10 protein-coding genes and 2 pseudogenes are annotated in these 13,266 nt (G+C 70.6%); 11 read left to right on the plus strand and 1 reads right to left on the minus strand.

Features of this window, described 5'->3' with window-relative positions; translation table 11 throughout:
- Positions 1-200: 200 nt before the first annotated feature.
- Positions 201-329: pseudogene (locus tag ACFZCY_RS18255) on the plus strand (LysR family transcriptional regulator); the annotation flags it as partial.
- A 396-nt stretch (positions 330-725) separates the two neighbouring features.
- Here the strand turns inward: ACFZCY_RS18255 and ACFZCY_RS18260 are convergent.
- A pseudogene (locus ACFZCY_RS18260) lies at positions 726-860 on the minus strand (daunorubicin/doxorubicin resistance ABC transporter ATP-binding protein DrrA); the annotation flags it as partial.
- 19 nt (positions 861-879) lie between these two features.
- Here ACFZCY_RS18260 and ACFZCY_RS18265 point away from each other — a divergent pair.
- From ACFZCY_RS18265 to ACFZCY_RS18310, 10 genes are all read left to right on the plus strand, one after another.
- A complete protein-coding gene (locus tag ACFZCY_RS18265) occupies positions 880-3,975 on the plus strand; it encodes an acyltransferase domain-containing protein (RefSeq protein WP_391174329.1) in 3,096 nt (1,031 codons plus the stop codon).
- Positions 3,976-3,999: 24 nt separating this feature from the next.
- Positions 4,000-4,257 carry a phosphopantetheine-binding protein gene (locus tag ACFZCY_RS18270; RefSeq protein WP_391174332.1) on the plus strand — a complete coding sequence of 86 codons (258 nt, stop codon included), beginning with the start codon at positions 4,000-4,002 and terminating at the stop codon, positions 4,255-4,257.
- 44 nt (positions 4,258-4,301) lie between these two features.
- Entirely contained in the window at positions 4,302-5,054 is a 753-nt protein-coding gene (locus ACFZCY_RS18275) for a TcmI family type II polyketide cyclase (RefSeq protein ID WP_391174334.1), read from the plus strand.
- Entirely contained in the window at positions 4,982-5,803 is an 822-nt protein-coding gene (locus ACFZCY_RS18280; protein ID WP_391174337.1) for a methyltransferase domain-containing protein, read from the plus strand. Before ACFZCY_RS18275 ends, ACFZCY_RS18280 begins: the two co-directional genes overlap by 73 nt.
- The gene (locus ACFZCY_RS18285; protein ID WP_391174340.1) at positions 5,800-7,005 is read left to right on the plus strand and encodes a cytochrome P450; all 1,206 of its coding nucleotides are present in this window, start codon (positions 5,800-5,802) and stop codon (positions 7,003-7,005) included. Before ACFZCY_RS18280 ends, ACFZCY_RS18285 begins: the two co-directional genes overlap by 4 nt.
- A 99-nt stretch (positions 7,006-7,104) precedes the next feature.
- Entirely contained in the window at positions 7,105-8,109 is a 1,005-nt protein-coding gene (locus tag ACFZCY_RS18290) for a methyltransferase (protein ID WP_391174343.1), read from the plus strand.
- An 81-nt stretch (positions 8,110-8,190) separates the two neighbouring features.
- Positions 8,191-9,795, plus strand: a complete 1,605-nt coding sequence (locus ACFZCY_RS18295; RefSeq protein ID WP_391174345.1) for a carboxyl transferase domain-containing protein — start codon at positions 8,191-8,193, stop codon at positions 9,793-9,795.
- Positions 9,796-9,848: 53 nt separating this feature from the next.
- Positions 9,849-10,514, plus strand: coding sequence for a MerR family transcriptional regulator (locus tag ACFZCY_RS18300; protein ID WP_391174347.1), 666 nt, complete (start codon positions 9,849-9,851; stop codon positions 10,512-10,514).
- Positions 10,515-11,368: 854 nt separating this feature from the next.
- Positions 11,369-12,043 (plus strand): hypothetical protein, encoded by a 675-nt coding sequence (locus ACFZCY_RS18305; protein WP_391174349.1) that lies wholly within the window; start codon positions 11,369-11,371, stop codon positions 12,041-12,043.
- Positions 12,044-12,125: 82 nt separating this feature from the next.
- The gene (locus ACFZCY_RS18310) at positions 12,126-13,208 is read left to right on the plus strand and encodes an integrase core domain-containing protein (protein ID WP_391174352.1); all 1,083 of its coding nucleotides are present in this window, start codon (positions 12,126-12,128) and stop codon (positions 13,206-13,208) included.
- Positions 13,209-13,266: the final 58 nt, after the last annotated feature.

A 13,266-nucleotide genomic window follows, 5' to 3' on the forward strand; every position in this document is an offset into this window, starting at 1 on the left:
CGCCGCTCCCTGGACGACGATCGTCCAGGGAGATGCCGTACGCGGCGGGGGCGTGGATGACGCGTGCACAGCTGTGGTCACCTTCCTGGTGGTGTTCAGGGCCGCCTTCGACGCTAGGGAGCCCGCACGCGCCTGAGAAATGCCGGTTAGGCCGCCTCTATGCATGACGCGCCTGGACGCCGGTGAGGGCCGCTACGGGCATGGACATCGAACTGCGCCATCTGCGGGCCTTCAGCTCCGTCGCCCGCCACCGCTCCTTCTCACGGGCCGCCGAGGAACTCCTGATCACGCAGCCGGCGCTCAGCCGTACGATCGCGCAGCTGGAGAACAGGCTGAGCGTCCTGCTCCTGGACCGGTCCTCCCGGCACGTCGAGCTGACCGAGACCGGCGCGCGGTTCCTGGACCACGCCGAGCGGGTCCTCGCCGCCCTGGACGACGCTCTGGCCGTGGTCCAGCACCGCGGCGCCCTCCGGCTCGGCTTCAGCTGGCTGCTGCCCGACCCCTGGGCGCAGCGGACGGTCAGCCGCTTCGAGGAGGACACCGGCGCCTCGGTCAGCCTGAGCCGCACCGACGACCCGGTCCAGGCGCTGCGACAGCGCACCGTCGACATCGCCCTCGTCCGAGGGGACGCCGAAGTGCCCGCGGGGACTGCGGGGGTCCAGACCCGTGGTCGGCTCGTCGAGGAAGAGCACCGTGGGGGCGCGCAGCAGGCTGGTGACCAGGTCGAGGCGGCGCCGCATGCCACCGGAGTAGGTGGCGACCAACCGATCGCCGGCGTCGGCGAGTTCGAAGCGCTCCAGCAGATCGTCGGCGCGCTGCCGGGCGCCTCGCGTGCCCAGACGGGCCAGCCGGCCGAACATCCGCAGGTTCTCCCGGCCGGTGAGCCGCTCGTCGAGCGCGGCCTCCTGGCCGGCGGCGACCCACAATGGCCCGAGATCCACCGCGGTCGCCGGCCCGCTGCCCGAACTGGAGCGACTGCTGGGCGAGTTGAAGGTCGACGGGGTGCTGTGCGCGATGATCAGGGTGAACGTCGCGGCGCACAGCCCGGCGATCGACGAGGTGAGCCCGCAACTGGTCGCCGACATCGGCACCCTGGCCACGGCACCGGCCGCCGTACCGATGATCTCGACGCTGACCGGCGCCGCCGTGGACGGCACGGAGCTGGACGCGGAGTACTTCGCGCGCAACCTGCGCGAGCCGGTACTGCTCGCCGACGTCACCGCCAAGCTGCTGGCCGACGGCTACCAGGTGCTCGTCGAGCTGTCCGCCCATCCGGTGCTGCTGCCCGCGCTGAACCAGAGCGTCCGGGACGCGGGCGGTACCGGCACCGCGCTGGCCACGATGGCGGCGGGCGAGGACGACCGCACCGGCGTGCTGGGCGCGCTGCGAGCACTGGACCGGCTCGGTGTCGTACGGCCTGGGCAGGGCGGCGAGCGGGCCGAGCTGTTCACCCTGTCCGCCAGGTCCGAGCCGGCGCTGCGCGCGTACGCCGACCGGGTCGCCACCGCGCTGGAGGCGGCCGGGCCGGTGCCGATGCCCGCGCTGGCCGCCGCCGCCGACCGACGGGCCGACCTGCCCTACCGGCTGGCCACGGTCACCGCCACCAGCGGCGCCCTCGCCGAGGCGCTGCGCGAGCCGACCGGCACGGTCCACCGGACGACCGCGCCGGCACGCCGGCCGGAGATCGCGTTCGTCTTCCCGGGGCAGGGATCGCAGTGGCTGGGCATGGGCGTGGACCTGTACGCCGACGAGCCGGTGTTCGCCGCTGCGATGCGCCGCTGCGACCGGGCCGCCGCCGACTTCGTGGGCTGGTCCCTCGTCGACGAACTGCACGCCGGCCCGGCCGCCTCGCAAATGGACCGCATCGACGTGGTGCAGCCGATGCTGTTCGCGATGCAGGTCTCGCTGGCCGAACTCTGGCGCTCCTGGGGCGTACGGCCGGACGCCGTCGTAGGGCACAGCATGGGCGAGGCCGCGGCCGCGCACATCGCGGGAGCCATGTCCCTCCCGGACGCGATCCAGGTGATCTGCCGGCGCAGCAGGCTGATGCAGCGGGCCAGCGGGAAGGGCGCCATGCTCGCCGTCGAGCTGACCGCCGAGGACGCCGCACGGGCGATCGGGCCTTGGCAGGACGTGGTGTCCGTCGCGGTGAGCAACAGCCCGAAGTCCACCGTCCTGGCCGGCGACCGGACTGCCCTCGACGCCGTCGCCGACGAGCTGGGCCGGCGTGAGGTGTTCTGCCGCTGGGTGAAGGTCGACGTCGCCTCGCACAGTCCGCAGATGGAGCCGCTGCGCGCCGACCTGCTCGACTCGCTGGCCGGCCTGTCCGGCAAGGCCCCGGCCGTGCCGATGTACTCGACGGTCTCCGGGCAGCTGTGCGACGGCGCCGACTTCGACGCCGACTACTGGTACCGCAACCTGCGTTCGCCGGTGCTGTTCGGCGACCAGGTGGCCAACCTGGTCCGCGCCGGCCACACCGCGTTCGTGGAACTGAGCCCGCACCCGGTCCTGTTGCCCGCCGTGCGCCAGGTCGCGTCGGACCTCGGTGCGGACGACGTCCTGGTGCTGGCGTCCGCCCGCCGGGACGAGCCGGCGCGGGACGTGCTGCTCGACTCGCTCGGCTCGCTGCACACCGCAGGCGTACCGGTGGACCGGAGGCGGGCCGCGACCCCTGCCCGGCCGGCCGACGTGCTGCCCGGCTACCCCTGGCAGCGCGAGCGGCACCGTCTCGAACCCGGCCGGCCCGCCGGCCCGCACGACGGATCGCTGCTCGGCGAGCGGCTGGATTCGGCGGTGGAGCCGGGCACCCGCTACTGGCGGCTGCGGTGGGACCCGAGGACCGGCGCGATCGGCGACCACGTGGTCGGTGGACACGCCCTGGTGCCCGGCAGCGCCTACCTCGACCTGGTGCTGCGCGCCGCCCGGGACGTCCTCCCGGGCGGCGGGGCGGGCGGGTTGCGGGCCACCGGGTTGCGGCTGCGCCGGCCACTGCAGGTCGACGCCTCCGGGCGTACCGCCCAACTAGTACTGGTACGCGACGAGTTGACCGGGTCCGCCCGGGTGCGGATCTACGATGAGCGGGCCCGCTGCGTGGCGGGCGCCGACGTGTCGGTGCCCGTCCGGTCCGCCGGTGGCGAGCGGCTGCCGGACGTCGCCGAGGCCGAGCGGCGACTGGAACGCGACGGCCTGTCCGGTGAGCGGTACTACGCCGCCCTGGCCGAACGCGGCCTGGCCTACGGCCCGGCCTATCGACTGCTCGAACGCGTCTGGCACGCCGACGGGGAGGTCCTCGCCCGGATCGGTCCGCCGCGCGGCGGCGGCGAGCCCGGCACCCTGGTCCACCCGGCGGTGTTCGACGCCGCCCTGCAGGCCGCGCTGGCACCGGTGCTCCCCGCCGCCGACGGCCGGCTGATCCTCGGCGGCATCGAGGACGTCGTGGCGCACCGCGCCCTGGACGGCGACGGCTGCTACGCGCATGCCCTCGTACGCCGGCAGGGGCGCGACTTCCGGGCGGACGTCACCGTCCACGACCGCACCGGGCGACCGGTGATCGAGGCGACCGGCGTGACCATCGTCGTGTCGTCGGGCACCGCCGCGAGCGAGGGCCCACCCGCCCCCGCCGCGACGGAGCAACGCAGCGAGTCGCGACCCGCCGGGCGGAACCCCGAGCCGGTTCGTGACGCGCTGCTGACCCTGCCGCACGGAGACCGGCTGGCCGCGATCGAGGCACACACCGCCGCATGCGTGGCCGCTGTCGCCCGGATGTCCCCCTCGGCGATCGACCCGGAACAGCCGCTGCGCGCCGTGGGCATCGACTCGCTCATGACCCTGGAGGTGCGCAACCGCCTCCAGGACGTGTTCGGCGTCGAGCTCTCCTCGGCGTCGGTGCTGAAGCGGCCGACCGTACGGCAACTCTCCCTGCTGCTCTCCGAGCAGGCGGGCATCCCACTCGCCGGCGGACAGCCGTCGGCGTAGACCGCACTCCTGGAAAGGACCGAGATGGCCACGTTCACCCAGTCCGACCTGGTCCGGCTGCTGCGCGAGGCGGCCGGCGAGGACGAGTCGATCAGCCTGGACGGCGACATCGTCGAGACCTCGTTCGCCGACCTCGGCTACGACTCGCTCGCCCTGCTGGAGCTCGCCAGCCGGGTCGAGGGGGAGTTCGGCGTGAGTCCGCGCGAAGAGGCCCTGGCCGAGGCGGAGACACCGAGGCAGTTCGTCGCGCTGGTCAACGAGCTGCTGTCCACGCCGGCCTGAGTGACGAGCGACCCGTCCCACCGGACAACCGTGAGGAGAGGCACATGCCGAGCACCGTCACCATCGACACCTTCGACAGCGGCAACATAGCCGAAGTCACCGCCATCCTTGAGGAGTTCGACGCCGAGACGGCGCCCGAACTGCCCCTGCTGCGCCGCAGGCAGGCCTTCACCTACAGCGATCTCTGCATACAGGTGCAGGACTGGAACACCGCGGACGCCGCCGAGGCCCACCGGACGCTGACCACCGACCCCCGATGCACCCAGCTGGACAAGCGACTGTCGGCGTACCTCGGCGAGTACACCGCGCGGGAGGGCTGGGACGGCCCCACCGACGTGCCGACGGCCGCCCGGTTCTACGTGTGGCCGACCGAGCAACTGGACGGTCTGGAGCGGACGTACAGCTCGGTGATCGTCAACACTCAGCGCCAGGAGCACATCCCGGAGACGTCGAGGCTCTTCGCCGAGTCGGACGCGACCGACTTCCCGCACACCATGGGCACGCTGCGCCGCCAGATCTACCTGTACCGGGGGATCTACCTGCACATCCAGGACTTCGCCGAGCCCGACGACCGCAAGGTGATCGGCGCCGTGTGGGGAGGACCCCGATCCCGCCTTCCTGCGACTGGTCGACGACCTCACGAAGATCATTCCACCGTACGACGCGGAGGGCGGACAGCTGGCCACCCGCTTCTACCACTGGGCCGCGGAGTAGGGGGACGCGCATGTACAGCAAGACGGAGGACGAACAGCAGGAGGGGTTCGACAACGCCAGGCCGGAGGCCCAGGACCAGCTGAGCCTGCTGTCGGACATCCTCGACCGGCACACCTTCAGGGTGCTGAACGGACTCGGCGTCGGCCACGGCCGGCGGTGCTGGGACATCGGCGCCGGCAACGGCTCGGTGGCCCGGTGGCTGACCGCCCGGGTCGGCACCACGGGCCAGGTGGTCGCCAGCGACCTCGATCCGGGGCATGTGCCCGAGCACCCGAGGATCGAGCCGCTCAGGCACGACCTCACCCTCGACCCGTGGCCGGGGCCGCCGTTCGACCTGATCCACGCCCGGCTGCTGCTGATGCACTTGCCCGCACGCGAGGAGATCGCGGTCCGGCTGGCCGGCCATCTGCGCCCGGGCGGTGTGCTCGTGCTGACCGACTGGTACTGCGACTGCGCGGCCGGCGTGGTGGCGTCCCCGGTGGACGCGTACACCGCCGAGATCTGGCAGCGCTTCCACGACGGCGTGCACGCGCTCGGCGAGAAGACCGGCATGGACCTGACGTGGGCCGCCCGGACGGCCGACGTGATCCGCGCCGCGGGCTACGAGGTCGGCACAGAGCTGTTCCAGGACACGGGACGGGGCGGCACGCCGACCGCGCGGCTGGCGCGACTGCACAGCTTCATGCTGGAGCCGCACCTGACGGCCAACGCCGGCCTCACCCCGGACGACCTGGCCGTCATCCGGGCCAACCTGCTCGATCCCGAGTTCGAGATGGCCACGTATCTCACCCACACCACCATCGTGCGGGCCGCGGCCGAGGTGACGGCATGACCGAGGTGCCGAGCTTCCCGATCCGGCGGCAGGAGCCCGGTGTGCTGCCACCCGAGTACGAGAACCTGCGGGAACAGGGGATCGGCCATGTGAAGATGCCCACCGGCGACCTGGCGTGGCTGGTGACGAACCCGGAGTACGCCCGTTTCGTCCTCTCCGACCCGCGCTTCAGCGCGAACAAGATGCGCGAGGGTTTTCCACGCCTGTCGCAGCACGGGCTGGACAAGCTGAAGTACTGCGCGCCGTTCCTCGTCAACATGGACGGCACGGACCACGCGGAGACCAAGAACTCGATCATTCACGAGTTCTCCCGGACCCGGGTGGCCGAACTGCGGCCGCGCCTGCAGGCCGGCACGGACGAGATCGTCGATGCGCTGCTCGCACGGCCGGCGAGACCGGTCGACCTGGTGCGGGAGCTGGCGTACCCGGTCGCATGGCGGATGCAGGAGATACTGCTCGGGATTCCGACCCACGAACTGGCCACGATGCGGCAGAACATGATGGACCTGCTGATCAAGGCCGAGACCGAGGACGAGGAGAAGGCGGCCGCCGCACACATGCACCAGCATGTGGCGGACGTCCTCGCGGGCAAGGAGAAGCACCCCGGCGACGATCTGATCAGCCGGCTGATCGAGCGGCACCGGGCCGAGCGCGGCGAGATCGACCGCTACGAGGTGGCCAGCCTGTTGCTGCTCTTCGCGTTCGGCGTGCAGCACTCGACGGCCACGATGATCTCCCTCGGTATCCTCACCCTGCTGAACCACGCCGAACAGCGCGCGGCGCTGCTGGCCCGGCCGGACCGGATGACGCAGGCCGTGGACGAACTGCTCCGCTACTTCTCGATCAACGACGCCACTCCGCTGAGGCAGGCCCTGGAGGACGTGCGCATCGGTGACACGGTGATCAAGGTCGGTGAGGGCCTGGCCGTTCCGACGCTCCCCGTCAACCGGGACCCGGGGGTGTGCCCCTTCCCCCACCGGCTCGACCTGCTGCGGGAGCGGCCCACCCGGCATCTGGCCTTCGGCCACGGGCCGCACCGGTGTGTGGCGTACCACCTGGCGCCGGCGGTGCTGGAGATCGCCTACACGACACTGTTCCAGCGCATCCCCACGCTGGAACTCGCCGTTCACGAGAGCGAGTTGGCGTTCGAGTACCACTCGCAGCAGGCGTACGGGCCGAGCACGCTGCCCGTCACCTGGTAGCGGTCCCGGCCGCGGCGGGCCGGCCCGGAAGAGTCCGTTGCGTCATCGCGTCCGTCACGCATGCCGGTCGCACCGTGAGGGTTGACTGAAGGAGGCGCCATGGCCGAGGAGACGGCGGAGAAGAGCGTATGGGGCGGCGGGCTGTGGGCGGCCGCCGATCTGGTGACCCCGATGTCCGTGCGGGTGGCGGCGACCTTGCGGCTGGCCGACCACATCGCCGCCGGCACGCGTACGACCAAGGAACTGGCCGCGACCGTGGACGCCGACCAGGACACCCTGGCGCGGCTGCTGGACCATCTGGTGACGGCCGGCGTGCTCTCGCACGAGGCGACCGGCACCTATGGCCTGACGGACCTTGGTGATCACCTGCGGGACGATCACCCCGACGCGATACGGGCCTGGTTCGACATGGAGGGTGCCATCGGGCACGCCGACCTGTGCTTCGTCGAGCTGCTGCACACGGTGCGCACCGGCGAACCCGCGTTCCCGCGCCGGTACGACAGGACGTTCTGGGAGGAGCTGTCGGCCGACGACAGGCGCGCCGAGTCCTTCGACGCGCTGATGGGCGCCAGGCTGGTGGCGGAGGCGCCCGCCGTGGCCGCCGCCTACCCCTGGGACTCCCTCGGGCATGTCGTCGACGTGGGCGGTGGCGACGGCAGCCTGCTGATCGCCATCCTGCGCGCCCACGGTGATCTGCGGGGGACGGTCGTCGACCTGGCCGGCCCGGCGGCCCGCGCAGAACGAGCCATCGCCGAGGCCGGCCTCGCCCACCGGGCCGAGGCCGAGACCGGCAGCTTCTTCGACGCCCTTCCCCCGGGAGCCGGCGGGTATGTGCTGTCGAGCATCCTGCACAACTGGGACGACGCGTCGGCCGCCCGCATCGTGCGACGGTGCGCCGAGGCGGCGTCGGGAACGGGAAAGGTGCTGGTCGTCGACCACTTCCCAACGGCGGCGGACGGGTTCAGACGGAAGGAGACCTGCGCATGCTCTGTTACTTCCGGGGCCGACAGCACACCCTCGACCAGCTGCGCGAACTGGCCGGCTCTGTCGGCCTTGAGGTCACCGCGATCACGCCGGCCGGCTCCCGCTCGATCGTCGAACTGAGCCCGGCCCACTGAGAGCTCTTCGGCACGCCTCGGAGGACACCGAAGACCCCTTGGCACAGATTGCTTGGAGCGATGTGCGATGACCGTCACAGAAGCCGCTCCCGACGACGTCGGCATGGCGCCGGCTGAGCCGACGGACGCACGCGGGCGCGTGGCCGCGCTGCACGAGATCCGTGCGCAGGCCGTGGCCGGGCCGAGCGAGAAGGCGACCGAGGCGCAGCACGCCAAGGGGAAGCTGACCGCGCGGGAGCGCATCGAGCTGCTCCTGGACCCGGGCTCGTTCCGGGAGGTCGAGCAACTGCGCCGGCACCGGGCGAGCGGGTTCGGCCTGGAGGCCAAGAAGCCGCACACGGACGGTGTGATCACCGGCTGGGGCACGGTGGAGGGCCGTACGGTCTTCGTGTACGCCCATGACTTCCGCATCTTCGGCGGCGCGCTGGGCGAGGCCCACGCCACCAAGATCCACAAGATCATGGACATGGCCATCGCGGCCGGGGCGCCTCTCGTGTCGTTGAACGACGGCGCGGGCGCCCGCATCCAGGAGGGCGTCTCGGCCCTCGCGGGCTACGGCGGCATCTTCCAGCGCAACATCAAGGCGAGCGGTGTCATCCCGCAGATCAACGTGATGCTCGGCCCGTGCGCCGGCGGCGCGGCGTACTCGCCCGCCCTGACGGACTTCGTGTTCATGGTCCGCGAGACCTCGCAGATGTTCATCACGGGCCCTGGCGTGGTCAAGGCGGTCACCGGCGAGGAGATCACCCAGAACGGCCTGGGCGGCGCGGACGTGCACGCCGAGACGTCCGGCGTGTGCCACTTCGCCTACGACGACGAGGAGACCTGCATCGCCGAAGTCCGGTACCTGCTCTCGCTGTTGCCGCAGAACAACCGCGAAAACCCGCCGGACGTCCCGTGCGACGACCCCGGGGACCGTCCTGTCGACGTGCTGCTGGATCTCGTGCCGGCGGAGGGCCATCGCCCCTACGACATGCACGCCGTGATCGAGGAGATCGTCGACGACCGCGAGTACCTGGAGGTGCACGAGCGCTGGGCCACCAACGTCATCGTGGCGCTGGCCCGGCTGGCCGGGCGGGTCGTCGGGATCGTGGCCAATCAACCACAGCACCTGGCGGGGGTCCTGGACATCGAGGCGTCCGAGAAGGCCGCGCGCTTCGTGCAGTTCTGCGATGCCTTCAGCGTTCCCCTCGTCACCCTGCTGGACGTCCCCGGGTTCCTTCCCGGCGTCGACCAGGAGCACGGCGGGATCATCCGGCACGGCGCGAAGCTCCTGTACGCCTACTGCAACGCGACCGTGCCGCGGATCTCGGTGGTGCTGCGCAAGGCGTACGGAGGTGCGTACATCGTCATGGACAGCCAGTCCATCGGTGCGGATCTGACGTATGCCTGGCCGACGAACGAGATCGCCGTGATGGGCGCCGAAGGCGCCGCGGGCGTCATCTTCCGGCGCCAGATCGCCGCGGCGGAGGACCCCGAGGCCATGCGGGCCCGCATGGTCAAGGAGTACCGGACCGAGCTGATGCACCCGTACTACGCCGCCGAGCGCGGCCTGGTCGACGACGTCATCGATCCGAGCGAGACCCGCGGGGTGCTCATCCGCGCCCTGGCCATGCTGCGCACCAAGCACGCCGACCTGCCGCCCCGCAAGCACGGCAACCCTCCGACTTGAACCTGACGTAGCGATAGGTTCTAACGTTGGCATCGCACAGGAGAGGAGGAGGGATGCCGACCACGGGCCACATCTCGCGGGAACCGGCCGGAGCCGACAGCGCGCCGTTGCGGATCGGCGAGCTGGCCCGGCAGACCAGGATCACGGTGCGGACGCTGCATCACTACGACCGGCTCGGCCTGCTCTCGCCGTCCCAGCGCACCTCGGGCGGGCACCGCTCCTACGGCGCGGACGACGTGCGCAGGCTGCACCACATCATCGCGCTGCGCAGCTTCGGGCTCTCGCTGGAGAAGATCAAGTCGGTGTTCGACACTCGGCCCGAGCAGGACCCGGCCGAGCTGGTGCGCAGTCAGCTGGACGTGGTCAACGAGCGGATCCACCAGCTGCTCGATCTGCGCGTACGCCTGACCGATGTGCTGGACGCGCTCGACCACCGGACCCAGCCTTCGACCGAACAGTTCCTGCAAGTGATCGAGGAGACAATGACCACGAACGAGCCCATCGGCCCGGAGCAACTGCCCGACCTGATCGAGGCCCGCCGGCGCAAGACTGCCCACTACAGCGACGAGGAGATGTCGGCGTTGACCCGCAAGCGCGAGCGGTCCTTCGCCGACCTCGGCGAGCAGGAGCGGGCACGCCTGCGCGAGCGGTTGCACGAGTCCTACGCTTCGCCCGCCGAGCAGCGGCAGGAGAGGTCCGACTCCGGAGACTCGGCCTGAGAGAGCTCCGTGTGACCTGTCCACGGAACATCGACGTGGCTCATTTCGATCGGGTGCGGCTCTTCTGGAGTGAGCCCGCCGGTCAGGCTAGAAGTTCGTAGGTGTGCTGGTCGGCCGGGGGTAGAGGCGTTCGCGTTCTCCGTGGGTGTGGGTGCCGGGAATTATGTCACCCGGGCTGACCTGCTGCTTCGGATCTGCCCAGATCTCGGGAGCGGCGAGCCGTTTTGAGGCAGCGTGCTGGTCGGGGTGATACGGCTGATCTACCTGCTCGCCTGCCAAGCCTTCCGATGGCTTGCCCAAGCGGAGACAGGAGCCGACCTCGCACCCGGTACTACTTGGGTCCACCCCCCGGAGGACGAGGACCCCGGCGAAGCCGCAGCCTGATCACCGAGGCGAAGGGCGCCGCGGCCTCTCACTCCTGAGCAGCGCCGACGGAATGCTGGCAGAACATCTCTCCCGCCTCGATGCCTGCGATCGCCCCGGGGAGCCGCCGGTCGGCGGCTGAGACGCCGCTCCTCCAAAGCGCGGAGGTGGCCGGATGGACGGGACCATCTCGCCCTCGGGCATCTTGTCGCCGGCAGCGTCGCGGACACCGACGGCCGCGACGGCGCGACCATCCTGCGCAGCCGCCTCGGCGGCTCCCGGTCGGAGACCCGAATCAACCACGACATCGCCGAATTCCTGGCCTGGGTCGAGACCTACTGCACCGAGCACGGCCGCAGCGATCACATCCCGCCGACCCGGTCCACCCGGTCATCTACTCCGCTCGCCTGCGCCGCACCCTGGCCTGGTTCATCGTCCGCCGGCCACGGGGCCTGGTTGCCGCCGCCATCCACGGACACCTTCGCATCCAGATGACTCTCGGCTACGCCGGAAACTACGCCTCGGGCTTCCCCGACGACCTCGCTTTCGAGGACTGGCCGGCCCGGCTGGACACCCTCGCCGACGCACACCAACGCCTGCGTGAAGGCGAGCAGGTCAGCGGCCCGGCAGCCGAGACCTACCGGCACCGCGTCCAGGCCGCCACTCGCTTCGCCGGCCGAGTCCTGCGCACCAAGCGGCATGCCAACGCCATGCTCAGCAACCCCGACTTGCAGATCTTCCCCGGAAAGGGCATGACCTGCGTCCTGGACCCGAAGCGGGCAGCCTGCCGCCTCCGCAGCGAGGAGGACGGCACCCGCCGCACCCCGACCTCGACGACTGCCGCCCGAACTGCGTCAACATCGCGCGGACCGATCGCGACATCGAACACGTCCTCGTTCAGATCGAGCAGCTACGGCCGCTGGTCGACGACCCGCTGGCTCCCGCCTTCCGACATGCCCGCGAACAGCACGAGCTCGACCGCCTGGAACGCATCGTTACCGCTCACGACCACACCGGAGAACTTCACGATGGCCACTGACCGCGACGCCGAGCGCGACGCCATCACCGCAGCGATGCAGCGGCTGCTCGACGGCTGTCCAACCCGGTCCACTGGGGCACTCACCACGTTGCAACTCTGCGCTTGCCGAGAATGTCATCCGCCCTGATCGGACGCCTGCACCCGGGCTATCGGTGGTCGGCCTCGGCGCTCTCGCGCAGCCGGCAGTCCACGCGTCATGATGATCGACCGTGCTGCTGCGACTGGCCTACCCGGCAGTGACCAACGCGTTCGCGCTGCTGCGTCTGCTGCCGATGAGCGACCGGAACAAAGTTGCGGAGATCCTGGCCCTCCGCCATCAGATCACAGTGCTCGAGCGCCAACTCGGCAGTGATCGAGTACGGTTCACGCCGAGCGATCGGGCGTTCCTGGCGGCGCTGCTGCACCGGATGCTGTTGCCCGCCCTGCGGCGTGTGCGGTTGCCCGTGCGTCCTGACACGGTGCTGCGCTGGCATCGCGACCTCGTCAGGCGCCGTCATGCCGCCTTATCGCGTCCCAAGCGACCCGGTCGACCTCGTACAGCGCGGTCCATCCGGATTCTGGTGCTGCGTCTGGTGAGGGAAAATCCGCAGTGGGGGTACAGACGGCTGCACGGCGAGTTACTCGTGCTGAGGGTGAAGGTGGCCGCCTCGACCGTCTGGAAGATCCTGAAGGATGCCGGCGTCGATCCGGCGCCCGACCGGAGCTCCAGCACGTGGGCCGACTTCCTGCGTTCCCAAGCCGACGCCCTCCTTGCCTGTGACGTCTTTGAAGCGGTCACCCTGTCCGGCGCGCGGATGTACGTACTCGCGGTGATCGAACGCAGCAGCCGCCGCATCCGGATCCTTGGTGCCACCGCACACCCGACCACATCCTGGGTCACACAGACGGCGAAGAACCTGGTCATGGGCCTCGAGGACATCGGCTGCCGGGCACGATTCATCATCAGAGACAGGGACGGGAAGTTCCCCGCCCTGTTCGACGCTGTCCTCAATGACACGGGGATCGAGGTCGTCCTCACCGGCATCCAGATGCCGAGAATGAACTCGATCGCGGAAAGGTGGGTGCAGACCTGCAGACACGAACTCCTGGACCGGACCTTGATCTGGAACCAGCGCCACCTCCTCCGCGCCCTACGGGAGTTCGAGGAGTTCTACAACTCCCATCGACCGCACCAAGGCATCGCGAACGCCCGACCGCTACACCCACTGCCCACACCAATCGACGACCCGGACAAGCTCAGCCACCTCGGCATACGACGCCACGACCGCCTCGGCGGCATCCTCCACGCATAAAGACATGCCGCATGACCTGCACGGACGAGGTACTCGGCAAGCGCACCGCTGGTCCGCC

It is taken from the genome of Streptomyces sp. NPDC007983, assembly GCF_042958345.1.
Lineage (GTDB): Bacteria > Actinomycetota > Actinomycetes > Streptomycetales > Streptomycetaceae > Streptomyces.